Raw genomic sequence first — 24,084 nt, forward strand, 5'->3', positions numbered from 1 at the left:
GCAGATTCCGGACACCTCAGGAGGAGCACGATGACCGACCCCACCGGCCCTGCCGTCGCAGGGCACGTCCCCGCCGACCTTCCCGACCGCATCCAGCACTACATCGACGGCGAGCTCGTCGACTCCCTCGACGGGGCGACCTTCGAGGTCCTGGACCCGGTGTCCAACGAGACCTACCTGCGGGCCGCGGCCGGCTCGGCGGCCGATGTCGACCGCGCGGTCGCGGCCGCCCGGAGGGCCTTCACCGAGGGACCCTGGCCCGGCATGCTGCCCCGCGAGCGCAGCCGGGTCCTGCACCGGATCGCCGACATCGTGGAGTCGCGGGACGCCCGGCTGGCCGAGCTGGAGTCCTTCGACTCCGGCCTGCCGATCACGCAGGCGCTCGGCCAGGCGCGCCGGGCCGCCGAGAACTTCCGCTTCTTCGCCGACCTCGTCGTGGCGCAGGCGGACGACACCTACAAGGTGCCCGGACGTCAGGTCAACTACGTCAACCGCAAGCCGATCGGCGTCGCCGGGCTCATCACCCCCTGGAACACGCCCTTCATGCTGGAGTCCTGGAAGCTCGGCCCCGCGCTGGCCACGGGCAACACGGTGGTGCTCAAGCCGGCCGAGTTCACCCCGCTGTCCGCGTCGCTGTGGGCCGAGATCTTCGAGGAGGCCGGGGTGCCGCAGGGGGTGTTCAACCTGGTCAACGGGCTCGGTGAGGATGCCGGTGACGCGCTGGTCAAGCATCCCGACGTCCCGCTGATCTCGTTCACCGGGGAGAGCAGGACCGGGCAGACCATCTTCGCCAACGCCGCCCCCTACCTCAAGGGGCTGTCCATGGAGCTGGGCGGCAAGTCGCCGGCGGTCGTCTTCGCCGACGCCGACCTCGACGCCGCGATCGACGCGACCATCTTCGGGGTCTTCTCCCTCAACGGGGAGCGGTGCACGGCGGGCAGCCGCATCCTCGTGCAGCGCGAGGTCTACGACGAGTTCGTCGAGCGGTATGCCGCCCAGGCCGAGCGGGTCGTCGTGGGCCACCCGCACGACGAGCGCACCGAGGTCGGGGCCCTCGTGCACCCCGAGCACTTCGACAAGGTCATGGGCTACATCGAGCTGGGCAGGACCGAGGGGCGCCTGGTCGCCGGCGGCGGCCGGCCCGAGGGCTTCGAGACCGGCAACTTCGTCGCCCCGACGGTCTTCGCCGACGTCCCCCGCGACGCCCGCATCTTCCAGGAGGAGATCTTCGGGCCGGTGGTGGCCATCACGCCGTTCGACACCGAGGAGGAGGCCCTCGAGCTGGCCAACGGGGTGAGGTACGGCCTGGCGGCCTACATCTGGACCAACGACCTGCGGCGCGCGCACACCTTCGCGCAGAGCGTGGAGGCGGGCATGGTGTGGCTCAACTCCAACAACGTCCGCGACCTGCGCACCCCCTTCGGCGGCGTCAAGGCCTCCGGGCTGGGCCACGAGGGCGGCTACCGGTCCATCGACTTCTACACCGACCAGCAGGCCGTCCACATCACCCTCGGCGCCGTCCACCATCCCACCTTCGGCAAGCAGGGCCCGGCGGGCCGCTGACCGGCCGCCCCTGATGAGCCATCCGACCACCCCGACCTCGCAAGGACGCGACATGAGCGACAAGCACGCCGGCAAGACCCTGACCTCCTCGGGCTACTACGTCTCCCAGGAGGCGCCCATCCGCACCGACGACCCCGTCCCGACGCCCTCGGTGCCCGCTCCCGACATCCTGCGCTGCGCCTACATGGAGATCGTCGTCACCGACCTCGCCGCCTCGCGCGACTTCTACGTCGACGTCCTGGGGCTGACGGTCACCGAGGAGGACGACTCCACCGTCTACCTGCGCTCCATCGAGGAGTTCATCCACCACAACCTGGTCCTGCGGCAGGGCCCGGTCGCCGCGGTCGCAGTCTTCTCCTACCGCGTCCGCACGCCGGAGGACCTGGACCGCGCGGTGGCGTTCTACACCGAGCTGGGGTGCCGGGTGGAGCGCCGGGCCGAGGGCTTCACCCGGGGCGTCGGAGACTCGGTGCGGGTCACCGACCCGCTCGGCTTCCCCTACGAGTTCTTCCACGAGGTCGAGCACGTGGAGCGGCTGGCGTGGCGCTACGACCTGCACACCCCCGGCGCCCTGGTGCGGCTGGACCACTTCAACCAGGTGACGCCCGACGTCCCGCGCGCCACGAAGTTCATGCAGGACCTCGGCTTCCGCGTGACCGAGGACATCCAGGACGACGCGGGGACGGTGTATGCCGCGTGGATGCGGCGCAAGCCGACCGTCCACGACACCGCCATGACCGGCGGCGACGGCCCGCGGATGCACCACGTCGCGTTCTCCACCCACGAGAAGCACAACATCCTCGCCATCTGCGACAAGCTCGGGGCGCTGCGGCGCTCGGACGCCATCGAGCGCGGCCCCGGTCGGCACGGCGTGTCCAACGCCTTCTACCTCTACCTGCGCGACCCGGACGGGCACCGCGTGGAGATCTACACGCAGGACTACTACACCGGCGACCCGGACAACCCGGTCATCACCTGGGACGTCCACGACAACCAGCGGCGGGACTGGTGGGGCAACCCGGTGGTGCCGTCCTGGTACACCGAGGCCTCGCTCGTGCTCGACCTCGACGGCAACCCGCAGCCGGTGGTGCAGCGCACCGACGACTCCGAGATGGGAGTCACCATCGGCGCCGACGGCTTCTCCTACACGCGCCAGGGCGAGGACGAGATGCCGGACTGGAAGAAGGGCGAGTACAAGCTGGGGCACCAGCTGTGACGCGGGAGGAGCACCCGTGCTGACGACGGAGCAGATCCACGAGATCGCGCAGGAGCTGGCCGAGGCCGACCGGACGCACTCGGTCATCCCCCGGATCACGGCCCGCCACCCCGAGGCCACGGTCGAGGACTCCTACGCCATCCAGGGTGTCTGGCGGGACACGAACCTCGCCGCCGGACGCCGGCTGGTGGGTCGCAAGATCGGCCTGACCTCCAAGGCGATGCAGCAGGCGACGGGGATCAGCGAGCCGGACTACGGCGTGATGTTCGACGACACCGTCCATCCCTCCGGTGCCGAGATCCGGGTCGACGACTTCTCCAACGTGCGGGTCGAGGTCGAGCTCGCGTTCGTCCTCGCCCGGCCGTTGTCCGGGCCGGACTGCACCCTGGAGGACGCGCTGGCGGCGATCGAGCACGCCGTCCCCGCGCTCGAGGTCCTCAACTCCCACATCGAGCTCGAGGGGCGCACGATCGTCGACACGATCAGCGACAACGCGGCCTACGGGGCGATGGTGCTCGGCGACGTCCGGCGCCGGCCGGACGAGGTCGACCTGCGCTGGGTCCCCGGGGTGCTGTCCCGCAACGGCGAGGTCGAGGAGACCGGCGTCGCCGCCGGGGTCCTCGGTCACCCGGCGACGGGGGTGGCCTGGCTGGCCAACAAGGTCCACCAGCACGGGGACCGCCTCGAGGCCGGCGAGATCATCCTCGCCGGGTCCTTCACCCGACCGCTGTGGGTCTCCAAGGGCGACACCATCCACTGCGACTACGCCGAGATGGGGACCATCACGTGCCACTTCGTCTGACCCCCACCCTCCGCGACGCGCTGGCCCGCAGCGACCGGCCCCTGGTGGGGATGTGGGTGTGCTCGGGCTCGCCTCTCGTGGCCGAGATCGCCGCCGGCTCGGGCCTGGACTGGCTGCTCGTCGACATGGAGCACGCTCCCAACGGGCTGGAGTCGGTCCTCGCGCAGCTGCAGGCGGTCGCGGCATACCCGGTCGTCCCCGTCGTCCGCGTCCCCTCCGCCGACCCGGTGCTCATCAAGCAGGTGCTCGACCTGGGGGCGCAGACCATCCTCGTCCCCATGGTCGAGAGCGCGCAGGAGGCCGCCGCGGCGGTGGCGGCCGTGCGCTACCCGCCGCGCGGACGGCGCGGGGTCGGCTCCGCCCTGGGGCGCTCGGCGCGGTGGAACCGCGTGGAGGGCTATCTCGTCGACGCCGACGAGCACGTGTCGCTGCTCGTCCAGGTGGAGTCCGACGCCGCGGTCGCGGCGGCGGGCGAGATCGCGGCCGTCGACGGGGTCGACGGGGTCTTCGTGGGGCCGAGCGACCTGGCGGCGTCCATGGGGCTGCTGGGCCAGCAGACGCACCCGGACGTCCGCGCGGCCGTGCGGTCGACCTTCGAGGCGGCCCGGGCGGCCGGCACCCCCGTCGGCGTCAACGCCTTCGACCCGGCCGTCGCCGACGACTACCTCGGGCACGGCGCCTCCTTCGTCCTCGTGGGTGCCGACGTGGCGCTGCTCGCCCGCGGGTCGGAGGCGCTGGCCGCGCGCTTCGTCCCCGCCGGCGGCGAGGGCACCGACCGGTCCTGACGGCCCACCCCTCGCCAGCACCTATAGTCGAGGGGTCCGGCGCCCCCGCGCCGGTGCTCGAAAAAGGAGCACGGAGCCGCGCTCGGCGCGCGAGACACATACGGCCTCGATCCCGTCATGTCTCCTGCAGAGGAAGCTCGTATGCCCACCGTCTCCGCCCACGTCGCCCACACCCTCGCCCGCCACGTCGACCACGTCTTCGGGGTGATGGGCAACGGCAACGCCCACGTCCTCGACGCCCTCGAGCGCTCGAGCGACGTGCAGTTCACCGCGGTCCGCCACGAGGCCGGGGGAGTGGTCGCGGCGGACGCCCACCACCGTGCCTGCGGGCGGATCGCCGCGGCGACGTCGACCTACGGCGCCGGCTTCACCAACACCCTCACCGCACTGGCCGAGGCGGTGCAGGCGAAGGTGCCGCTCGTCCTCGTCGTCGGTGACGGGCCGACCTCCGGGCCCCGTCCCTGGGACGTCGACCAGATCGCGCTGGCCTCGGCCGTGGGTGCCCGCACCTACACGGCGGGGCGGACCGACGCCGCGGCCACGACCGTCATCGCCATCGAGCACGCCCTGACCTACCGGGTGCCCACCGTCCTGGCGGTGCCCTACGACGTCGCCCGTCTCGAGGCCGGGCCGGTGCCGGAGGTGCCGGCCCCGCTGACCCCGGCGCCCCGGCAGCCCGTCGGCGACTTCACGGCCGGGTCCATCGCGGAGATCGCCACCGCCCTGGCCGGGGCGCAGCGGCCGCTGCTGCTCGCCGGGCGCGGGGCGTGGCTCGCCGGTGCGGGGGAGGCGTTGGGCCGGCTCGCCGACGCCACCGGTGCGGTCACCACCACCACCTCGCTGGGGCGCAACATCTTCCCCCGGTCGGAGTACGACCTGGGCGTGGCGGGCGGCTGGGGTGCCGAGGGCGCGATGGACCTCGTGCGCGAGGCGGACGTGGCGGCCGTCTTCGGCGCCTCGCTCAACCAGTTCACGATGCGCTTCGGGGCGCTGCTGGCGCCCGGCACCCGGGTCTTCCAGGTCGACGTCGCACCAGCCGCCACCCACCCCCACGTCGGGGGCTACGTCCAGGGTGACGCGGCCATCGTGGCCAGGGCGGTCACCGAGCAGCTCTCCGAGCTCGGCCACGAGCCCGGCGCCTGGCGCGAGTCGGTCCCCGTCGCCGACCTGCGGGCCTACCACCCGGGGGAGGCGCTCGCGGCCGACGGCCGGCTGGACCCGCGGTCGGTGGCGGTCCGGATCGGCGAGCTGCTGCCGCAGGACCGGGTCGTCGTCTCCGACGGCGGGCACTTCATCGGCTGGGCGAACATGTACTGGCCGGTGGCCTCGCCGGACCGGATGATCATGGTGGGGACCGCCTTCCAGTCGATCGGGCTGGGCTGGCCCTCGGTGCTCGGCGCCGCGCTGGCCCGCCCGGAGGCCACGGTCGTGCTCACCACCGGGGACGGCGGCGGGCTCATGGCCCTGGCCGACCTGGAGTCGGCCGTGCGCGTCGCCCGCGGGTCGGGCATGGCGGTGGTCTGGAACGACGGGGCCTACGGCGCCGAGGTCAACCTGTACGGGCTGCAGGGGCTGGCGCTCGAGCCGATGCTCATCCCGGAGGTCGACTTCGCCGCGCTGGCCGCCGGCGTGGGCGCCCGGGGCGTGGTCGTGCGCCGCCTGGAGGATCTCGACCAGCTCGCCCGCTGGGCGCAGCAGCCGGCCGACGAGCGCCCGTTCCTCGTCCTCGACTGCCGGGTGTCCCGCGACGTCGTCGCGCCCTACCAGGAGGAGATCATCCGGGTGAACAGCTGAGGCGGCCGGGCCGGCGGGGAGCACGAAGGGCCCGACACCGTGAGGTGGCGGGCCCTTCGTCGTGCCGTCAGCCGACCAGGCGCTGCATCTGGTCGATCTGCACGCCCTGGGTGACCATCATGTCGGTCGCCAGCTGCTGCACGGTGACGTCCGAGCCGTGGATGATCTCCTCCACGGCCATGTCGATGGCGCCCTCGTGGTGGGGGACCATCAGCTCGACGAAGAGGGCGTCGAAGGCGGCGCCCTCCGCCTCGGCGAGCTGCTGCATCTGCTCGGGCGAAGCCATACCCATCTGCTCACGCATGGCGGGGTCGGCGAGCATGCGCTCGTAGGCCGCCACCTCGTCGGTGACCGGGTGGCCGCCCGCACCCTGCCAGCCCTGCATGACGTCGATCTCGAGCTGCTGCTCCAGGAGCATCCGGTCGGCCAGCGCCGCGAGCTGCGGGTCGGCCATCCGGTCCTCGGCGAGCTGCGCCATGAGGATCGCCTGGTAGTGGTGCGGCACCATCATCGACATGAACATCGCGTCATGGTCGGAGTGGTCGGCCATGTCCTGGCGGCTCTGCGCGACCATGCGCTCGGCCTGCGGCGCCGGGACGACCTGGGCGCTCGCGCCCGGGGCGGCGGGGACGACCGCGGAGGTGACGTCCTTGCCGTCGAGACCAGGGGCGTCCGCCGGGCGGGAGCCGGATCGTCCCGGGGTCGACGCGTACTGCGTCTGGGCGTTGAGGAAGTCCATCTTCACCCGGTTGTCACCCTTGGTGCCGCGCACCTTGAGCACGTCCAGCCCCTGCGTGATGTCGCTGGAGTAGATGTGGCCGTTGTAGTAGTACGCCGACCAGGAGCCACCGAGGACGAGGTTGTCGTCGTCGATCGGACCGCGGTCGAAATAGGCGATCTCCTCGGGGTTGTCGGAGTCGGTGAAGTCGAACACCGAGACGCCGCCCTGGTACCACGCCTGCACCATGACGTCACCCTTGACGACCGGGATGATCGAGCCGTTGTGCGCGACGCAGTTCTCCGTGTCCTCCTGGTAGCGGGGGATCTTGTAGTAGCTGCGGAAGTCCAGCGACGCGGTGTCGCCGTAGGCGATGTCGAAGATCGCGTTGGCGCCGCGGTTGGGCCCGACCGCCTCGTTGCAGGTGGCCGCGCCACCGCCGCCCAGCTCGTCGGTGAAGACCACCTTGGAGCCGTCGTCGTTGAAGGTGGCCGAGTGCCAGAACGCGAAGTTGGAGTCCTGCACCCGCTCGACGACCTGCGGGTCGACCGGGTCCGAGATGTCCATGAGGATGCCGTCGCCCATGCAGGCGCCGGCGGCCAGGTCCCGCTCGGGGTAGGCCGTGATGTCGTGGCAGCCGCTCGTGCGGGGGTTGCCGCCGTCCGGGAAGAGCACCGGCTCGGAGACCACCGCGGCCGAGGCCGGGTCGTCCGTGGGCACCTCGACGACCGAGATGCCGTCGTGCGGGGGCTGGCAGTTCGGGAAGCGCGAGTTGGGACCGTAGGAGGAGACGTAGAGGTAGTTCGTGCCCTCGTCCTCACCCGGGATCAGGGTGTGCGTGTGCGAGCCGCAGTCGGTGCGCACGGCCTTGACGTAGTCCGGGCTCTCCAGGTCGGAGATGTCGAAGATCCGCATGCCCTCCCAGGAGTCCGGGCTGAGGATGCTGCCGGACGTGCTGGAGCAGGTGTCGTCGGAGCGAGGGGAGTCGACCGACATGAAGAGCAGCGAGCCGTCCTCGGAGACGGACACGTCGCCCTGGCCGCCGGGGCACAGCACCTGCGTGACGAGCTCGGGGTCCTTGGGCTTGGAGATGTCCCAGATCCGGAACCCGTCGTAGTTGCCCTGGAAGGCGTAGTCGCCCCAGAAGGCGATGTCGGAGTTGAAGCCCTCCAGCGGCGCCTGCTTCGGGGTGTTGCTCAGCAGCGTCATGTTGTCGCTGGTCTCGATGTCGTCCGGGTCGGCCTGGACCGCTCCCGGGAGGTACGCGACGCTCAGGGTCGTCGCGAGGACCGCCGTCGCCGCCGTGCGCAGCAGACGTCTGCTCCGGTTCGTGGTGTCGCCCATGACAGCCAACCTCCAGTGGTCTCGGGGATCCTCCGACCTTAGGTGGGTGACGTAGGGGAAACCCTGGTGGTGGCGGCAGACTTGGGCAAACCTTTACGGACGCACGTGGAAGCGCTGCCGGTCATCACGACCGCCCGAGGAGCCGACGACCAGCAGCCGGCCGCTCATGCCCGGCTCGCCTCGGCGAGCAGCTCGAGCACGTGCCGGTACGGGTGGCCGGTGGCCCGGGTCATCCCGATCTCGCAGGTGCGGTTCGAGGAGACGAAGCCGGGCTCGGCGGCGGGGCTCGGGTCGGGGTGCGGGGTCACCCGCGCGACGATACCCGCGACCTCGGCGGCCTCCGCGGCGGTGGCCGACGCGGTGAGCTCGGGGTGCAGCAGGCCGCGGTCCCCGGCGAAGGCGCAGCACCCCCACGACACCGGGACCACGACCTCGGTCGCGACCGCCTGCGCGAGGTGCACCAGGGCCTCGGTGCTGCCGGAGCGCTCCGAGGAGCACGTGGGGTGCACCACCACCGTGCGGTCGGTGCGGCGGACGTCGAGCCGGGGGAGCACCGTGTCGCGGACGAAGTCCACCGCGTCCACCACCCGCAGGTCGGGGGCGCGCTCGGCCAGCATGACCACCAGCCCCTCCACGCAGGAGGACGCCTCCACCACCACCGGGAGCCGCCCCTCCTCGGTCGCCTCCCGCAGGGCGTGGACCACCCGCTCGGCCATGACGGCATACCCGCTGCTCATCCCCTTGGACTTCCACGGCGTGCCGCAGCACAGGCCGCCGATGCCGGCGGGGGTGCGCAGCGGGACGTCCGCGCGCACGCACAGCTCGACGAGCGCGCCGGTCGCACCGCTGCCGAGCTCGCCGGTGTGCCCCCCGGGCTCGGTGCCGAACATCTCGCCGATGCAGGTGCTGAAGAGCACCGCCGCGGGGGAGTCGGGGGCCAGCTCCCGCCGCCGGCTGCCACCGCCGGGCAGGCGGGCGTCGTAGAGCGGCACGGCGTCGGCGCCCGCGACCGCGCGCACGACGCGGGTGGCCGCCGCCGGGACCCCGGAGGGCAGCAGCCTCGCGGTCGTCAGCGCGAGCCCGCCGAGCGGGCTGACGGTGCCCCAGGTCCGGGCGGCCCCCGCCCAGGCCGCGTCGGCCAGCCGACCGGCGGACTCCCGGCGCAGCCGCCGGGTGAGGTCGCCGGTGTCGATGCGCACCGGGCAGGCGCTCTGGCACATCCCGTCGACGGCGCACGTCTGGGTGCCGTCGTAGTCGTAGTCGCGCTCCAGCGCGTCCGCCAGCCCGTGGTCGCCGGCCGCGCGGGCGCTCTGGATGTCGCGACGCACCACGATCCGCTGGCGCGGGGTGAGCGTGAGGTCCTTGGAGGGGCACACCGGCTCGCAGTAGCCGCACTCGACGCAGCGGTCGACCTCCTCCTCGACCGGCGGGGAGGGCTTGAGGTCCTGCAGGTACGACGTGGGCTCGTCGGAGAGGACGGCCGCCGGGTTGAGCAGGCCCCGGGGGTCGATCAGCCGCTTGAGCTGCCACATGACGGCGTAGAGCTCGTCGCCGTACTGGCGGCGCACGAAGGGCGCCATGATGCGGCCGGTCCCGTGCTCGGCCTTGAGCGAGCCGCCCCTGCCCAGGACCAGGTCGACCATGTCCTCGGTGAAGGCGGCGTAGCGGCGCATCGAGTCCGCGTCGTCGAAGCGCTCGTTGAGCAGGAAGTGGACGTTGCCGTCGCGGGCGTGACCGAAGATCACCGACCCCTCGTAGCGGTGCGCGGCGAAGAGATCGGTCAGCGCGACACAGGTCTCCCCGAGCACGTCGACGCCGACCACGACATCCTCGAGCAGGGCGTTGGTGCCGGCGGGCCGGGCGCCGGCGACCGCGGAGAACAGGCCCTTGCGGACCGTCCAGAGCGCGGCCCGCTCGCGGGTGTCCCGGGTGAGTCGGGCCGACGTCGTCAGCGGCAGCCGGTCCAGGGTCGGGCGGGCCGCCTCCAGCGCGGCCTCGAGCCCGGCCCGGTCACCGCCCTGCCACTCGACGAGCAGCGCGGCGTGCTCGTCCACGGCGAGCTCGGCGATCCGGGGCGGGCACCGGGAGTCCTGCTGCGCCACCCGCAGGGACGCGGCGTCGAGCAGCTCGGCCGTGGCGACACCGGTCCCGGCGAGCTCGGGGACCGAGCCGGTCGCCGCGCCGATGGTGTCGAAGACCAGGAGCCCCGTCGCCACCTCGGGGTGGACGGGCACGGTCGCCAGCACGGCCGAGGCGACGAAGCCAAGGGTGCCCTCGCTGCCCACCAGGAGGTGCACGAGCATGTCCAGCGGGCTGTCGAAGTCGAGGAGGGCGTTGATGCCGTAGCCCATGGTGTTCTTCATCGCGAACAGCCGGCGGATCGTCGCCACGGAGTCCGGGTCGGCCAGCACCCGGCGCCGCAGCGCGAGGAGCCCGTCGACCAGCTCGGGCTCGCGGGCCGCCAGCTCGGCCTCGGCGTCCGGGGCGGCCGAGTCGATGACCGTGCCCGAGGGCAGCACGACGGTCAGCGACTCCAGGGTGGCGTAGGTGTTGAGCTCGGTGCCGCAGTGCATCCCGCTGGAGTTGTTGGCGATGACGCCACCCAGGGTGCAGGCGCCCTCGCTGGCCGGGTCCGGGCCGAGCTTGCGGTGGTAGGGCGCGAGCCGGGCGTTCACCGCCCGGACGGTCACGCCGGGCTCGACCCGCACGCGGGCACCGCCGTCGAGGACCTCGACGCCGGTGAAGTGCCGCCGGGTGTCGACCAGCACCGCGTCGGTGACGGCCTGACCGGACAGGCTGGTGCCGCCGGAGCGGAAGGTGATCGGCGCGCCGGCCCGGTCGCAGGCCGCCATCACGGCGGCCACCTGCGCGGCCGAGGTGGGGCGGACCAGCAGCTCGGGGGTCAGCAGGTAGTGCGACGCGTCGTGCGCCAGCGCGTGCAGGTCCAGCGGCCGCCGGCTGACCGCGCCGTCTCCGAGCTGCTCGCCGAGTGAGGTCTCGAGCCGGCTCCAGGGGATCTTCAGGGTCGTCCGCGGCACGCCGGCCAGCCTAGACCGGCACCGCCTCGACGCCTCACACGGTGCGCAGGAAGTCCAGGTGCGCCTCGTAGGCGTCGAGACAGTCGTGGATGACCTGCGAGCGGGTGAAGCCCATGACGTCGTAGTCCTGGCCGCCGTCGGCGAGGTGCACCTCGAGCCGGGCATACCGGTCGCGGTTGCCGATCATCCGCCCGCCGTAGGTCGGGACGGGGTGCTGGGAGATCTTGACCCGGTAGAGGAAGGGGTGCTCGTCCTCCCCGGTCCGCAGCTCGACGAACCGGCCGCCCTCGTTGTCCTGGTCGTCGGGCGGGGCGGTGCCGCTGCTCGTCTCCGCCTCCACCCCGCGGCTGCGCAGCTCCCCCGCGACCTCCGTGAGCGCCGGGTCCACGACGCTCTCGAGGTAGGCCTCGGCGTCCTCGGTGTCGACGAAGTTCGTCGCGCGGGCCACCCGCGCCTTCCACGTCTCCCGGTCCGCCTTGCCGTCGCCGACGGCGTACAGCACGGCGTGGGTGCCGTTGCCGGCGTCGACGCGGCGCAGCTCGGTGCGCAGGGCCGTGAAGAGGCCCCACATGACCAGCACGAGCACCACGGCGAAGGGCAGGCCCATGATGACGGTGGCGTACTGCAGCGCGTAGATGCCGCCGACGGCGAGCACCGCGATGGTCAGCATGCCGGTGGCCGCCGCCCAGACGATCCGCAGCCAGGGCGCGCAGTCCTCCTGCACCTCCCGCAGCTGGGAGCACAGGTTGCCCATGACCAGGGCCCCGGAGTCGGCGGAGGTGACGTAGAACAGCAGACCCACGGCGGTGGCCAGGAGCACGAGCAGTCCGGCGGCCGGGTAGTCCTGCAGCAGCATGAAGAAGCCCCGGCCGTCGTACTCCTGCGCCGCGGCGGCGAAGTCGGCGTCCCCGCCGCGCACCCGGGCCAGCGCCGCGTTGCCGAAGATGGAGACCCACATGACGATGTAGGCGAACGGGATGACCATGGTGCCGGCGACGAACTGCCGGATCGTGCGGCCTCGGGAGATGCGGGCCAGGAACATGCCGACGAAGGAGGCCCAGGCCACCCACCAGGCCCAGAAGAAGAGGGTCCAGAGGTTCATCCACTCGTTGGCCCCGTCGTAGGCCATGGTGTCCATCGTCATGGAGGGGAAGCGGGCGACGAAGTCACCGACGTTCATCACCACGCCCTCGATGAGCAGCTGGGTGCGGCCGGTGACGAGGACCCACGCCGCGAGGCCGAGGGCGAGAAGGACGTTGAGCTGGGAGAGGAAGCGGATGCCCTTGTCGACGCCGGTCGTGGCCGAGATCGCGGCCATCGTGATGGCGAGGACGATGAGGCCGATCTGGGCGGCCAGGCCCTGTTGGATGCCGAACAGCTCGCCGAGGCCGAAGTTGAGGAAGACGACCCCGATCCCGAGGCTGGTGGCCACCCCGAAGATGGTGCCGAGCACCGCCGCGGTGTCGACGGCGTGCCCGAGCGGGCCGTCGATGCGCCGGCCGAAGACGGGCGCGAGGGCCGAGCGGACGGCGAGCGGCAGGTTGAGCCGGTAGGCGAAGAAGGCCAGCGCCATCCCCATGAGCGCGTACATGCCCCACCCGGTGATGCCGTAGTGGAACAGCGTCCACACCGTGGCCTCCCGGGCCGCCTGCACCGTCTCGCCCTCGATGAGCGGGGGAGAGATGTACTGCGTCACCGGCTCCACGACGGAGAAGAACATGACGTCGGTGCCGATGCCGGCGGCGAAGAGCATCGAGGCCCAGGCGAAGGTCGAGAACTCCGGGCGGGAGTGTGCCGGGCCGAGGCGCAGCGTGCCGTAGCGGGAGAACCCGAGGAAGAGCACGAAGACGAGGATCGCCGTGCCGAGCGCGATGTAGAACCAGCCGAAGGTGCCGCCGACCCACTCCGTCCAGGAGAAGATCGTCTCGTAGGCGCGGTCGGGCATGAGGATGGCCCAGGTCGCGAAGACGACGACGCCCACCAGGGAGGCGACGAAGACGGGCAGGCGGACGGGGGGTGATCCGGACGGCTTCTCGGCGGGGGAGGGGGCGGGCGCGGCCTGCTCGGTCTTGGCGGTCATCACGGGTTCCTCTCGCTGGTGGACCCGGCTTCCCGTCGGAGCCGCTCGGCCGATGGCGGGTCCTGCATCGCGTCCCACGCGTCGTTGCGCGGGTCGCCCGGCGGGTACAGGGGCTGCCCCGTGCCGTGGCGGTACCACGGCACGTCGGAGGCGGGCAGCGGGGTGTTGCCGGCGATGAGGTCGGCGGCCTTCTCGGCGACCATCATCACGGGGGCGTAGATGTTGCCGTTGGTGACGAAGGGGAAGACCGAGGCGTCGACGACGGACAGGCCCTCGGTGCCGTGGACCCGCATGGTGGAGGGGTCGACGACCGCCTGGCCGTCCTCGGCGCCGCCCATCTTGGCCGTGCACGAGGGGTGCAGCGCGGTCTCGGCGTCCCCGCGGACCCACTCCAGGATCTGCTCGTCGGTCTCGACCTCGGGTCCGGGGGAGATCTCGCCGCCGCTGAACGGCGCGAAGGCGGGCTGGCCGAGGATGTCGCGCGCGGCCCGGACCACCTCGACCCACTCGCGCCGGTCGGTGTCCGTGGAGAGGTAGTTGAAGAGGATCGAGGGGCGCTGCGCGGGGTCGGCCGAGCGGATGTGCACGTGGCCGCGGGTGTCGGCGTACATCGGGCCGATGTGCACCTGGTAGCCGTGGATGCCGTGCTCGGTCTCGGCCGGCTTGCTGCCGTCGTAGCGGATGGCGATCGGCAGGAAGTGGAACATGAGGTTGGGCCACTCCACCTGCTCGTTGGAGCGGATGAACCCGCCGGCCTCGAAGTGGTTGCTGGCGCCGACGCCGCGGCGCCCGAAGAGCCACTCGGCCCCGATCCGGGGCTTGTGGTGGTGCGCGAGCCAGGGCGCGATGGACACCGGCTGGGTGGAGGAGTGCTGGAGGTAGACCTCGAGGTGGTCCTGCAGGTTGGACCCGACGCCGGGCAGGTCGACCCGGGTCTGCACCCCGGCGGCGCCCAGCACCTCGGGGTCGCCGATCCCGGCCAGCTGCAGCAGCTGCGGGGAGGCGAAGGCCCCGCCGCAGAGGATGACCTCACCGGCCTCGACGCTGCGGCGCAGCCGCCCGCCGCGCACGTAGTCCACCCCCGTGCACCGGGTGCCCTGCATGCGCAGGCCGGTGACGGTGGCGAGGGTCTCGATGCTGAGGTTGCGCCGGTGCTCGACCGGGTGCAGGTATGCGCGTGCCGCCGACAGCCGGCGCCCGCGGTGGACGTTGCGGTCGAACTTGGCGAAGCCCTCCTGGCGGTAGCCGTTGACGTCGTCGGTGAGCGGGTAGCCGGCCTCCTGGGTGGCCTCGAAGAAGGCGCCGAAGAGGGGGGAGCTGGCCGGGCCGCGCTCCAGCACGAGCGGGCCCGAGCCGCCGCGCCAGGCGTCGGCGCCGGTGCGCCCGTCCTCGAGCAGCACGGTCTCCATCCGCTTGAAGTAGGGCAGGCAGTGCGCGTAGTCCCAGTCCTGCATCCCGGGCTCGGCGGCCCAGCGCTCGAAGTCCATGGGGTTGCCGCGCTGGAAGATCATCCCGTTGATCGAGCTGGAGCCCCCGAGGACCTTGCCGCGCGCGTGGTAGATGCGGCGCCCGCCCATGGCGGGCTCGGGGTCGGACTCGTACTTCCAGTCGTAGAAGCGGCTGCCGATGGGGAAGGGCAGGGCGGCCGGCATGTGGATGAAGGGGTCGAAGCGGAAGTCGTTGCGGCCCGCCTCGAGCACGAGGACCGAGGTCGAGGGGTCGCTGCTGAGCCGGTTGCCGAGGGCGGAGCCGGCGGAGCCCCCGCCGACGATGACGTAGTCGTAGCGTTCAGGCATCGGGGGCCTCCGTGGGGGTGCTGGTGTCGGTGCTGGTGCCGTGGTCGGCGAACCAGCCCGCCGGGGCGGGACGGGTGTTGTGCCAGATGTGCTTGGTCTCGCGGTACTCCTCCAGCCCCGCCCGCCCCAGCTCGCGCCCGATGCCGGACTGCTTGAAACCGCCCCACTCCGCCCCGGGGACGTAGGGGTGGTAGTCGTTGATCCAGATGGTGCCGTGCCGCAGCCGGCCGGCCACCCGCTCCGCGCGGCCGGCGTTCTGCGTCCACACCGCCCCCGCGAGGCCGTAGATCGTGTCGTTGGCGATGGCCACCGCGGCGTCCTCGGCGGAGTCCGGGTCCGCGCCGGAGAAGGTCTCGACGGTGAGGACCGGGCCGAAGGACTCGTCGTGCACGCAGCGCATGTCCTGCGCGCAGCCGTCCAGGACGGTGGGGGAGTAGAACCAGCCGTCGGCGAGGTCGGCGTCCTCCGGCGGACCGCCCCCGCAGCGCAGCACGGCGCCGTCCTCGAGCGCCTCGGCGACGTAGCGGGCGACCTTGTCGCGGTGTGCCTCGCTGATGAGCGGCCCGGTCTCCGCGTCCTCGTCGAAGGGGCCGCCGAGGCGGATCCGCCGGGCGCGCTCGACGAGGGTGTCGACGACCTCGTCGTGCACGGACTCCTCGACGATGAGCCGGGCGCCGGCGCTGCAGACCTGCCCGGAGTCGAGGAAGACGGCGGTGAGCGCGTTGTCGATGGCGGCGGGGAGGTCGGCGTCGGCGAAGACGACGTTGGGGTTCTTGCCGCCGAGCTCGAGGGCGACCCGCTTCACGGTCGGTGCGGCGGCGGCCATGATGGTCCGGCCGGTCTCGACGCCGCCGGTGAAGGAGACGAGGTCGACCGCGTCGTGCGAGGTCAAGGTCGGGCCGACGGTGGCGCCGGAGCCGAGGACGAGGTTGGCGACGCCGGCCGGCAGACCCGCGTCGGCCAGCGCGTGCATGAGCCAGACGGAGGTGTGCGGCGTCAGCTCGCTGGGCTTGAGGACGAAGGTGTTGCCGGCCGCCAGCGCGGGGGCGACCTTCCAGCTGGTCTGCAGCAGCGGGAAGTTCCACGGGGTGATGAGGCTGCAGACCCCGACCGGCTCGTGGACCACCTTGCTGGCGACGTCCGGCATACCGGTGTCGACGACCCGGCCCGCCTCGCTCGCGGCGAGGTCGGCGAAGTGCCGGAAGACGGCCTCGATGTCGTCGACGTCGATCTGGGACTCGACGAAGCGCTTGCCGGTGTCCAGCGACTCCAGCCGGGCGACCTCGTCGCGGTCGGCGGCGAGCCGGTCGGCGACCCGGCGCAGCAGCGTCGCCCGCTCGGGTGCCGGGGTATGCGGCCACGCGCCCTCGTCGAAGGCGCGGCGAGCGGCCAGGACGGCCGCCTCGGCGTCGTCCGCGGTGGCCTCGGCGACCACACCGACCTCGGTCTGGTCGGCCGGGCAGAGGATCGTCCGCGTCCCTCCGTCCGAGGCGTCGCGCCAGGTGCCGTCGATCAGGAGTTGGCTCATCGCTCATGGATACCAGGAAACGGGCACCCCGTCGACATGCCGTCCGGACGGGGGTGCGGGTTGGCCGTGCGAGCGCGGCCGATCTGGTGTTGCGTAGGTCTGATCCCCTTTGCCGATCAGGAGGTATGCATGAGCAACGTCACGGAGTCCGTGGACGTCGAGGTGCCGGTCAAGGTCGCCTACGACCAGTGGACGCAGTTCGAGTCCTTCCCGCACTTCATGGAGGGTGTGGAGTCGGTCACCCAGGTCACCGACACCCGCAACCACTGGGTCGTCGAGGTCGGCGGTGCCACCCGCGAGTTCGACACCGAGATCAGCGAGCAGCACCCCGAGGAGCGCGTGGCGTGGACCACCGTCGAGGGCGACACGAAGCACGCCGGGGTCGTCACCTTCCACAAGCTGAGCGACACGACCACCCGGGTGACGATCCAGATGGACTGGGACCCGGAGGGCCTGCTGGAGAAGGCCGGCGCCCTCGTGGGCGTCGACGACCGCAGGGTCAAGGGCGATGCCAAGCGCTTCAAAAAGTTCATCGAGTCGCGCCAGGTGCCGACCGGCGGCTGGGAGGGCGACGTCCCCCGCGACTGAGCCCGCTCACCACGCAGCGACCGGCGCCCGTCCCCGTCCCGGGGGCGGGCGCCGACGCGTGGGCAGCATCCTGCGCCCGGGGGTGGTCGGTCCTGGCTCAGACCGGGGCGAGCTCCTCGCTGCGGCGGCGCGTGAGCGTCAGGTGCAGGGACAGGGCCGCGTAGTACACGACATACCCTCCGGACAGCGCGACCAGCCAGCCGTTCGGGGACGGGTACTGCGCCAGCACGGCGGCGTAGAGGACGAACCACAGCGTCGTCAGCGTCATCGTCGGCCACCAGGCGGTCTCCGTCCGGGACGGGTAGACGTAGCGGACGGGGACGAAGACCAGCACGGTGAGCACCAGGAGGGTGATCGTGGTGGCCGTCGTCCCGGCGCCGAGCACCACGAGGTAGAACGCCGCGATGTTCCAGTAGCTGGGGAAGCCCAGGAAGAAGTGGTCCTCGGTCTTGGCGTCGCTGCGGCAGAACTGGAAGCACGAGGCCAGCAGGGGGACGGACGCGACCACGCCACCGAGCCAGCCCGGGGGCAGCAGCCCCGCGCTCCACAGCAGGATCATCGGCGCGAAGGCGTAGGTGATGTAGTCGACGATGTTGTCGAGCAGCGCCCCGTCGAAGCCGGGCACGAGCTCCTTGACCCGCCAGCGACGGGCCAGGAAGCCGTCGGTGCCGTCCACCACCATCGCGGCGAGGAAGAGCCAGAGGACCAGCTCCACCTCGCCGGCGTAGGAGAAGTGGACCATGAGCAGCGCCAGCACCACGCCGAGGGCGGTGTAGACGTGGACGGCTGCTGCCGCCAGGAGTGCGGGGGCGGCGGCAGTCTGGGGCGTCATGACCCGACCCTAGTTGCGCAGGCGCTCTCAGGCGTCGGGGCGAGCCGTCCCGGCCGTCGGGACGAGTGCCGGGAGCACGGAGGCGAGCTCATGCCACACCTCGGTGGGGGTCACTGGCACCAGCCGCAGGTCGGTGTCCGCCTCGACGATCCACAGACCGCTGTCGCGTCCGTCGACCGCGGCGAGCATGAGGGGTGCCTCGTCCGAGCCGACCGCGGCGGCCACGAGGCGCCAGGCCCGGTCCGCGCCGTCCTCGGCACCCGCCCGCCGGGCGGAGGGCGTCCCGTGCGTCTCGGCACCGTGCCCGACGGGCACGGGACGCCGGGGGGCGGCTGCCTCGGTGGGGGCCTCGGCGGCCGGAGCGAACCACGCCTCCAGCTCGACCTCCTGCACAGGCCGGGCCTGCCGGTCGGCCGGGGCGTGAGCCCGGGGCGCCAGCCCCACCATCCTGGCCAGCGCGGCGGCCAGGTGGTCCGGCGGCAGGACGAGCAGCCGGCGCTCGTCGTCGCGGCCCAGGTCGAGCAGGACGGCCAGGGCGTCCTCGCCGACCCACGCCTCGTGGGTGAAGACCCCGCCGGGGGTGGCGGTCTGCACCTGGACGACGGCCCGCGGGTCGCGCCCGGCCTCGAGGGCCTGCTCACCACCGGGGACGGTGGAGGCCACCTGGGCCAGCTCCGGGTCGACCTCCTCCGCTCCCGCCAGCCGTGTCCACGTGCCGGTGTCGACCAGCAGCGCGTCGCCCTCCACCCGCAGCGTCATCGGCCCGCTCCCCGGGGCAGGCGCAGGCTGGCGCAGCACGCCGACAGCTCCTCGGCCACCAGCGGGTAGCGCAGGACGTCGACGGTGGCGGTGAGGGTGAGGCCGAGGCCGTCGGCCTCGGTGAAGCGCTGCTCCAGGACCAGCGCCCGCCCCTCGGCGTCGACGTGGTGGGCCAGCCGGGTGCCGGCGGGCCGGCCGTCGACCTCGACGGCGTGCAGGTCCAGGACGAGGTAGTCCGACAGCTCCTGCGGCAGCAGCGCCTCGGTGCCGTTCTGCCAGTCGCGGAACGAGCGCCCGCCGGTCCCCACGGCGGTGAGCACCAGGTTGGCGCGGACGCCTCCGCCGGGGCGCTCGGGCTCGAGCACCACGAGCACCTCGGGCCGCCCGGTGTCCTCGACCTGCCAGCCGTCGGGTGCCTCGAACGTCGCCCCGGACGCCTCGTGGACGACTCTCACCGCAACCACCTCTCCTTGCCGAACCGCCGGGCGATGCGCTCACGGGCCCAGCCGGGCACCGACCAGCGCGGGTAGGGGAGGGCGAGCGCCCCCCAGCCGAAGACCAGCCACAGCCCCACGGGCGCCAGGACGAGGGCGAGGAACCCCAGGGCGGGCACCTCGGCGATCCACGGCGACAGGCCGACGAGCAGGCTGAGCAGGCCCAGCCCCGGCAGGACGAACAGGGTCCCCCGGAGCCCGGCCTCGGTCGGGCTGCGCAGCCAGGCCCGCGCCTGCTCGCCCCGGCCCCGGCGCTCCCAGAGCGCGAGCCCGAGCAGCAGCAGGCCCAGGACGAGGCCGACGACGGTCACCACGGTGGACACCACGGGGTCACCAGGGGGTGATGTCGTCGATGAAGTCCCCGGCGCTGTCCAGCGCGTCGCCCACCCCGTCGGCGATGTCGCCGCCGATGTCCTTGAGCTGGTCGCCCACCCAGGCGCCGGCCTGGGAGCCCACGAAGCCGCCGATGAGCGCCCCCAGCCCGGCCCCGATGACGGTGCCCACGCCGGGCATGATCGCGGTGCCGATGGCGCCGCCCGCCCACGCCCCGGCCTTGGCCCCGACGAGGGCGCCGCCGGTGGTCGCGGCCGACACCGTGACGGTCCGGCCGACCCGCTCGTCGGTGGGGTAGTTCGCACTCTCGTTCCACTCGTTCCACCCCGAGGTGGCCGCGGTGAGGACGGTGCCGCCGCGCCCGAGCCAGCGCCCCGCGGTGCTCCAGCGCGACGCCGGGGCGCCGTGCCACGGGCGGGCGCTGAAGTGGCCCCGGGGGTCGAACCCGCGGACCCGCTGCCACGGGCTGAGCCCGCGGGCGGTCGGGAACCGGCCGGCCCCGTGCCGCAGCCGCTGCCAGAAGCCCATGCGCGGGGAGACGACCCGGCCCGCCGCGTCGATGGGACGGAAGTGGGAGTAGCGCTGGTCGGCCATCCAGCTGGCCACCGTCGAGGCGCCGAACTGGACCTGCCCGAGGGTGAAGAGCGTCATGCTCACCGAGCCCTCGCCGACCGGGGGACGGAAGCCCAGCCAGGAGTCGAGGGCGGTGTCTGCGACATCGGCGGCCGGTCGCGAGACCGACTCCAGGGCCTCCCACGCGCTCTGCGTGGTCAACGTGCCGGTGGCCAGCGGCGTCCCGGTGCCGGACACCCCGGTGCTCCCGTGCACCCGCAGGGCGACCTGGTCGGGGGTCAGCCGACCGGCCCCGGGCACGAGGATCTCGGTGCCCGCGTCCAGCGCCGCGGCGGTCGCGGTGGCGTCCCGCTCCACCTCGTCACGGATCTCCTGGGCCTGCTGGCGCAGCCGGGCGACCTCGCCGTCCACCTGGCCCTGCAGGGTGTCGTGACCCTCGTCGTCCGGGGCCACGCCGTCCATCCGGTCCAGCTGCCCCTGCGCCCGCCGCTCGAGGTCCTCGATGTCCTCGATCGCGTTCTGCAGCCGACGGGCATACCCGCTGACCTGCTCCTGGGCGGCGTCGACGATGCCGGAGGCGCCCCCGAGGGTGCCGGCGATGCCGCGCCCCGCGTCCTCGAAGTCGCGGGAGCGGGTGGCGCGCCACGTGCCGAGCGTCTGCTCCACCCCGCCCTCGACGTGGCCCTGCTCGGTGGTCAGGTCGCCGGAGACCGTGGCCAGGGTGGTGGCGAGGGAGTCCAGCAGCGCGGGGTCGCCCTGCGGCGGTCCGAAGCCGGCGACCATCAGCCGCCCCCGGCGGCGTCGAGGTCCTGGGCGGCGGCGTCGGCCAGCGCGGCGGCGATCGTCGTCTGCGTGCCGGTGTCCTCGACGGCCGTGCCGACCGCCGACCCCAGCCGGCGGACGGCGGTGGAGAGGTCGGCATACCCCGCGCCGGAGGCCTGCACCTGCGCGAGCGCCCGCCCGATGTCCTCGACCCGTCCCCCGGTGCGGTGCAGCGCACGGGCTCCGGCGCCCATCTGCTCCGGGTCTCCTCCGACGAAACCACCCACGGTCCCACGCCCTCCCTCCGTCATCAACCGAGGCCCGACGATAGTGCCCGCTGCGACGGATACCAAGCCGTGGCACCCTGGCGGCATGAGCGCCTCCACCCGCTGGGACGACGTCCGCACCCGCCTCGTCGACGAGCTCGCCGCGCTCGACGACGGGCAGTCCCTCGTGCTGTCCGAGCCCGACCGGGCGGCCCCGCCGCCCCGTCGCCGCTGGTTCGGCCTGGGTCGGGGCTCGAGGCCCGCCGCGTCGGCAGGGCGCTACGTGCAGGCGTCCCGCCTCGGTGAGGACCTGCTCTGCGAGAGCGTCTCCGCCGCGTATGCCGACCTCACGCCGGAGCAGACGGCCGCGCTGCAGTCGCAGGGGTGGTCGGACCCGGAGGAGCAGCCGCAGGGGGTCACCTCGGAGAACCACGTCTACGTCGGCCGGGTCGAGGACCCCGCCGACAGTGCCGACATGCTGCTCGGTGCCCTGCGGGCGCTGGGGACCGGCGTCCCCGACGCGCGCTGGCGCTGGGACCGCGTCGCGTAGCGCGACGATGCTGACCAAACCTTGACCTGAGAACTCCTGCGCAGGTCGCCCTCCGCTGCTAGGTTCATTCCGTAAGCGCTTACGAAAGGACTCAGCGATGAAGCTGGCGACCGGCGCGGCCACCCTGGCTGCACTTCTCATCACGGGGACGCAGGCAGCAGCCACACCCCCTACCCCGAAGCCCTCCGGACTGGAGGTGAGCACCGTCTCGAGCGCCCCGGACCTCGTCACCGCGGGGGACGCGCTGGTCGAGGTGTCGGTGCCCCGCACGGTCCCGCAGCAGCGGGTGCGGGTCGACCTCGACGGCACCGACGTCACCGACGCCTTCGAGTGGGACGCGCAGCGGCGCGTGCTCGTCGGGGTGGTCGAGGGCATGGAGCTGGGGGAGAACGTCATCACCGCGCGGCCACCGGGCCACGGGCGGGCCGGTGACTCGCTCACCGTGGTGAACCACCCGGACGAGGGGCCGCTGTTCTCCGGGCCGCACGAGGAGCCCTTCATCTGCGAGACCGACCTCTTCACGCTGCCGGTGGTCGGCGGCACCCTGGGCGAGCCGCTCGACGAGAACTGCTCGGTCCAGGACCGGGTCGACTACTTCTACCGGACCACGGACGAGACCTACGAGGCGTGGCCGGCGGACGCGACGGCATACCCGGAGGACCTCGCGACGACGACCACCACCGAGGGGGTCGAGGTGCCCTTCATCGTGCGGATGGAGACCGGCACCGCCAACCGCGGGATCTTCCAGCACACCACGCTGCACGACCCGCTCACCGAGGCCGAGCCGTCGCCGGTGGAGCGCGGCCAGGGGTGGAACGGCAAGGTCGTCTACACCCTGGGCGGCGGGTGCGCCGGCGGGTGGTTCCGTCAGGGCAACAGCACCGGCGGCGTCACCGACGCGTGGATGCTCGGCCAGGGGTATGCGCTGGTCTCCTCGAGCCTCAACGTCTTCGGGCAGAACTGCTCGGACCTGCTGACCTCGGAGACCGCGCAGATGACCAAGGAGGAGTTCCTCCAGCGCTACGGCCGTGACGAGTTCACCATCGGCTTCGGCTGCTCCGGCGGCAGCTACCAGGCGCACCAGGCGGCCGACAACTACCCGGGGATCTTCGACGGCATCGTCGTCGGCTGCTCCTTCCCCGAGGTCGGCTTCGGCACGGTGAACTTCATCACCGACGCGCGGCTGCTCGACCACTACTTCGGGCAGACCGGCACGGCCTGGACCGACGAGGAGAAGCGGCAGGTCACCGGCTTCCAGACGCTGGCCACGATGCGCAACGTCGCCGGCGGCGCGCAGCGCATCGACCCGCGGGTGTTCTGCCCCTCGGTCCTGCCGGAGGAGCTGCGCTACGACGCGGAGACCAACCCCGACGGCGCCCGGTGCGACGTCTACGACCACACGGTCAACGTCTACGGCACGGACCAGGAGACCGGCTTCGCGCGGCGGCCGCTGGACAACGGCGGCATCCAGTACGGGCTCGCCGCGCTGCAGGGCGGCACCATCACCGTCGACCAGTTCCTCGACCTCAACGAGCAGGTCGGCGGCTACGACCAGGACGGCGGCTTCCAGGAGGCGCGGACCCAGGCGGACCTGCCCGCGGTCGCGGCGGCATACCGGACCGGGCGGCTGACCAACGGCGGTGGCGGGCTCGCCAGCACCCCGATCGTGGACTACCGCGCCTACTTCGACGACCAGCCGAACGGCGACATCCACGTGCGCTACCACACCAACTCCATGCGGGAGCGGCTGCGCGCGGCCAACGGGTCGGTCGTCAACCACGTGAGCCTGCTCGAGGACGACCGCCACGGGCTCTTCAGCACCGGCAGCCCGCTGCTGCAGCACGGCTTCACCCAGATGGACGCCTGGCTGAGCGGGCTGGACCTCGAGGGCGAGCGGCCGACGCTGGACGAGATCGGCGCGGCCCGGCCGGAGGCGCTCGTCGAGGGCTGCCAGACGCGGGACGAGGACCCGGGCTTCGTCGCCGAGACGCTGGACCGCGACCCCGAGGGCACGTGCGAGCAGCTCTACCCCTCCGCCAGCTTCCCGCGCGAGGTCGCGGGGGAGTCGGTGAAGGCGGACGTCATCGACTGCCGGACGACCGAGCCGGCGCGCGGCGACTACCCGGAGATGAGCGACGAGCAGTGGACGCGGCTGGGCGAGGTCTTCGCCGACGGCGTGTGCGACTACTCGGTGCCCGGGGTGGAGCAGCAGGGCCTGGCCGGGACCTGGCTGCGCTTCTGAGGGGTATGCCGTGCCGTGGCC

At 72.8% G+C, this 24,084-nt stretch carries 19 protein-coding genes; 8 read left to right on the forward strand and 11 right to left on the reverse strand.

Annotation, left to right across the window (positions count from 1 at the left end; genetic code table 11):
* The first annotated feature begins 30 nt into the window (after positions 1-30).
* The 5 genes from hpaE (at position 31) to FHD63_RS05575 (ending at position 6,160) form a co-directional block, all read left to right on the forward strand.
* On the forward strand, positions 31-1,563 hold the full coding sequence (gene hpaE, locus FHD63_RS05555; protein WP_139720804.1) for a 5-carboxymethyl-2-hydroxymuconate semialdehyde dehydrogenase: 1,533 nt from the start codon (positions 31-33) through the stop codon (positions 1,561-1,563).
* A 52-nt stretch (positions 1,564-1,615) separates the two neighbouring features.
* Positions 1,616-2,779, forward strand: coding sequence for a 3,4-dihydroxyphenylacetate 2,3-dioxygenase (gene hpaD / locus FHD63_RS05560; protein WP_139720806.1), 1,164 nt, complete (start codon positions 1,616-1,618; stop codon positions 2,777-2,779).
* 16 nt (positions 2,780-2,795) lie between these two features.
* Entirely contained in the window at positions 2,796-3,581 is a 786-nt protein-coding gene (locus FHD63_RS05565; RefSeq protein WP_139720808.1) for a 2-keto-4-pentenoate hydratase, read from the forward strand.
* Positions 3,566-4,366, forward strand: a complete 801-nt coding sequence (locus tag FHD63_RS05570; protein WP_139720810.1) for an aldolase/citrate lyase family protein — start codon at positions 3,566-3,568, stop codon at positions 4,364-4,366. The genes FHD63_RS05565 and FHD63_RS05570 overlap by 16 nt, the downstream gene beginning before the upstream one ends.
* A gap of 141 nt (positions 4,367-4,507) precedes the next feature.
* Positions 4,508-6,160: a thiamine pyrophosphate-binding protein gene (locus FHD63_RS05575; RefSeq protein ID WP_139720812.1), complete on the forward strand. Its 1,653-nt coding sequence runs from the start codon at positions 4,508-4,510 to the stop codon at positions 6,158-6,160.
* A gap of 67 nt (positions 6,161-6,227) precedes the next feature.
* Here FHD63_RS05575 and FHD63_RS05580 read toward each other — a convergent pair whose 3' ends face one another.
* The 5 genes from FHD63_RS05580 to FHD63_RS05600 form a co-directional block, all read right to left on the reverse strand.
* Positions 6,228-8,222, reverse strand: a complete 1,995-nt coding sequence (locus FHD63_RS05580) for a DUF305 domain-containing protein (RefSeq protein ID WP_139720814.1) — start codon at positions 8,220-8,222, stop codon at positions 6,228-6,230.
* A 164-nt stretch (positions 8,223-8,386) separates the two neighbouring features.
* Positions 8,387-11,260, reverse strand: a complete 2,874-nt coding sequence (locus FHD63_RS05585; RefSeq protein ID WP_139720816.1) for an FAD-binding and (Fe-S)-binding domain-containing protein — start codon at positions 11,258-11,260, stop codon at positions 8,387-8,389.
* A gap of 34 nt (positions 11,261-11,294) precedes the next feature.
* A complete protein-coding gene (gene betT, locus FHD63_RS05590; RefSeq protein WP_139720818.1) occupies positions 11,295-13,340 on the reverse strand; it encodes a choline BCCT transporter BetT in 2,046 nt (681 codons plus the stop codon).
* Positions 13,340-15,136, reverse strand: coding sequence for a choline dehydrogenase (betA, locus tag FHD63_RS05595; protein ID WP_139720820.1), 1,797 nt, complete (start codon positions 15,134-15,136; stop codon positions 13,340-13,342). Before betA ends, betT begins: the two co-directional genes overlap by 1 nt.
* Positions 15,129-16,664, reverse strand: a complete 1,536-nt coding sequence (locus FHD63_RS05600; RefSeq protein WP_139720822.1) for an aldehyde dehydrogenase family protein — start codon at positions 16,662-16,664, stop codon at positions 15,129-15,131. Before FHD63_RS05600 ends, betA begins: the two co-directional genes overlap by 8 nt.
* 129 nt (positions 16,665-16,793) lie before the next feature.
* Between FHD63_RS05600 and FHD63_RS05605 the strand changes: the two genes are divergently transcribed.
* Entirely contained in the window at positions 16,794-17,252 is a 459-nt protein-coding gene (locus tag FHD63_RS05605; RefSeq protein WP_139720824.1) for an SRPBCC family protein, read from the forward strand.
* Positions 17,253-17,349: 97 nt separating this feature from the next.
* Here FHD63_RS05605 and FHD63_RS05610 read toward each other — a convergent pair whose 3' ends face one another.
* Genes FHD63_RS05610 through FHD63_RS05635 form a run of 6 tightly spaced genes read right to left on the reverse strand, consistent with a single transcriptional unit; the run spans position 17,350 to position 21,259 of the window.
* Positions 17,350-18,084, reverse strand: coding sequence for a CDP-alcohol phosphatidyltransferase family protein (locus FHD63_RS05610; RefSeq protein ID WP_139720826.1), 735 nt, complete (start codon positions 18,082-18,084; stop codon positions 17,350-17,352).
* Positions 18,085-18,111: 27 nt separating this feature from the next.
* Positions 18,112-18,843 carry a hypothetical protein gene (locus tag FHD63_RS05615; RefSeq protein ID WP_139720827.1) on the reverse strand — a complete coding sequence of 244 codons (732 nt, stop codon included), beginning with the start codon at positions 18,841-18,843 and terminating at the stop codon, positions 18,112-18,114.
* A complete protein-coding gene (locus FHD63_RS05620) occupies positions 18,840-19,298 on the reverse strand; it encodes a DcrB/PsbP domain-containing protein (protein ID WP_139720829.1) in 459 nt (152 codons plus the stop codon). The genes FHD63_RS05615 and FHD63_RS05620 overlap by 4 nt, the downstream gene beginning before the upstream one ends.
* On the reverse strand, positions 19,295-19,663 hold the full coding sequence (locus FHD63_RS05625) for a hypothetical protein (RefSeq protein ID WP_139720831.1): 369 nt from the start codon (positions 19,661-19,663) through the stop codon (positions 19,295-19,297). The genes FHD63_RS05620 and FHD63_RS05625 overlap by 4 nt, the downstream gene beginning before the upstream one ends.
* A 4-nt stretch (positions 19,664-19,667) precedes the next feature.
* Entirely contained in the window at positions 19,668-21,026 is a 1,359-nt protein-coding gene (locus FHD63_RS05630; RefSeq protein ID WP_139720832.1) for a hypothetical protein, read from the reverse strand.
* Entirely contained in the window at positions 21,026-21,259 is a 234-nt protein-coding gene (locus FHD63_RS05635) for a hypothetical protein (RefSeq protein WP_158296713.1), read from the reverse strand. The genes FHD63_RS05630 and FHD63_RS05635 overlap by 1 nt, the downstream gene beginning before the upstream one ends.
* A 118-nt stretch (positions 21,260-21,377) precedes the next feature.
* On the opposite strand from FHD63_RS05635, the gene FHD63_RS05640 reads away from it, so the two are divergent.
* Together FHD63_RS05640 and FHD63_RS05645 are read left to right on the forward strand one after the other, a co-directional pair.
* Positions 21,378-21,821, forward strand: coding sequence for a TY-Chap domain-containing protein (locus FHD63_RS05640; protein WP_139720836.1), 444 nt, complete (start codon positions 21,378-21,380; stop codon positions 21,819-21,821).
* 97 nt (positions 21,822-21,918) lie between these two features.
* Positions 21,919-24,063 (forward strand): DUF6351 family protein, encoded by a 2,145-nt coding sequence (locus tag FHD63_RS05645; protein ID WP_139720838.1) that lies wholly within the window; start codon positions 21,919-21,921, stop codon positions 24,061-24,063.
* Positions 24,064-24,084 lie beyond the last annotated feature (21 nt).

Origin of the sequence: Serinicoccus chungangensis (genome assembly GCF_006337125.1) — a bacterium.
GTDB lineage: Bacteria > Actinomycetota > Actinomycetes > Actinomycetales > Dermatophilaceae > Ornithinicoccus > Ornithinicoccus chungangensis.

Bases quoted from the DNA above. Each gene is read 5' to 3' on its own strand.
- hpaE (WP_139720804.1), top strand. From the start codon at position 31: ATGACCGACCCCACCGGCCCTGCCGTCGCAGGGCACGTCCCCGCCGAC.
- hpaD (WP_139720806.1), top strand. From the start codon at position 1,616: ATGAGCGACAAGCACGCCGGCAAGACCCTGACCTCCTCGGGCTACTAC.
- FHD63_RS05575 (WP_139720812.1), top strand. From the start codon at position 4,508: ATGCCCACCGTCTCCGCCCACGTCGCCCACACCCTCGCCCGCCACGTC.
- FHD63_RS05580 (WP_139720814.1), bottom strand. From the start codon at position 8,222: ATGGGCGACACCACGAACCGGAGCAGACGTCTGCTGCGCACGGCGGCG.
- betT (WP_139720818.1), bottom strand. From the start codon at position 13,340: ATGACCGCCAAGACCGAGCAGGCCGCGCCCGCCCCCTCCCCCGCCGAG.
- betA (WP_139720820.1), bottom strand. From the start codon at position 15,136: ATGCCTGAACGCTACGACTACGTCATCGTCGGCGGGGGCTCCGCCGGC.
- FHD63_RS05600 (WP_139720822.1), bottom strand. From the start codon at position 16,664: ATGAGCCAACTCCTGATCGACGGCACCTGGCGCGACGCCTCGGACGGA.
- FHD63_RS05605 (WP_139720824.1), top strand. From the start codon at position 16,794: ATGAGCAACGTCACGGAGTCCGTGGACGTCGAGGTGCCGGTCAAGGTC.
- FHD63_RS05610 (WP_139720826.1), bottom strand. From the start codon at position 18,084: ATGACGCCCCAGACTGCCGCCGCCCCCGCACTCCTGGCGGCAGCAGCC.
- FHD63_RS05615 (WP_139720827.1), bottom strand. From the start codon at position 18,843: ATGACGCTGCGGGTGGAGGGCGACGCGCTGCTGGTCGACACCGGCACG.
- FHD63_RS05630 (WP_139720832.1), bottom strand. From the start codon at position 21,026: ATGGTCGCCGGCTTCGGACCGCCGCAGGGCGACCCCGCGCTGCTGGAC.
- FHD63_RS05635 (WP_158296713.1), bottom strand. From the start codon at position 21,259: ATGGGCGCCGGAGCCCGTGCGCTGCACCGCACCGGGGGACGGGTCGAG.
- FHD63_RS05640 (WP_139720836.1), top strand. From the start codon at position 21,378: ATGAGCGCCTCCACCCGCTGGGACGACGTCCGCACCCGCCTCGTCGAC.
- FHD63_RS05645 (WP_139720838.1), top strand. From the start codon at position 21,919: ATGAAGCTGGCGACCGGCGCGGCCACCCTGGCTGCACTTCTCATCACG.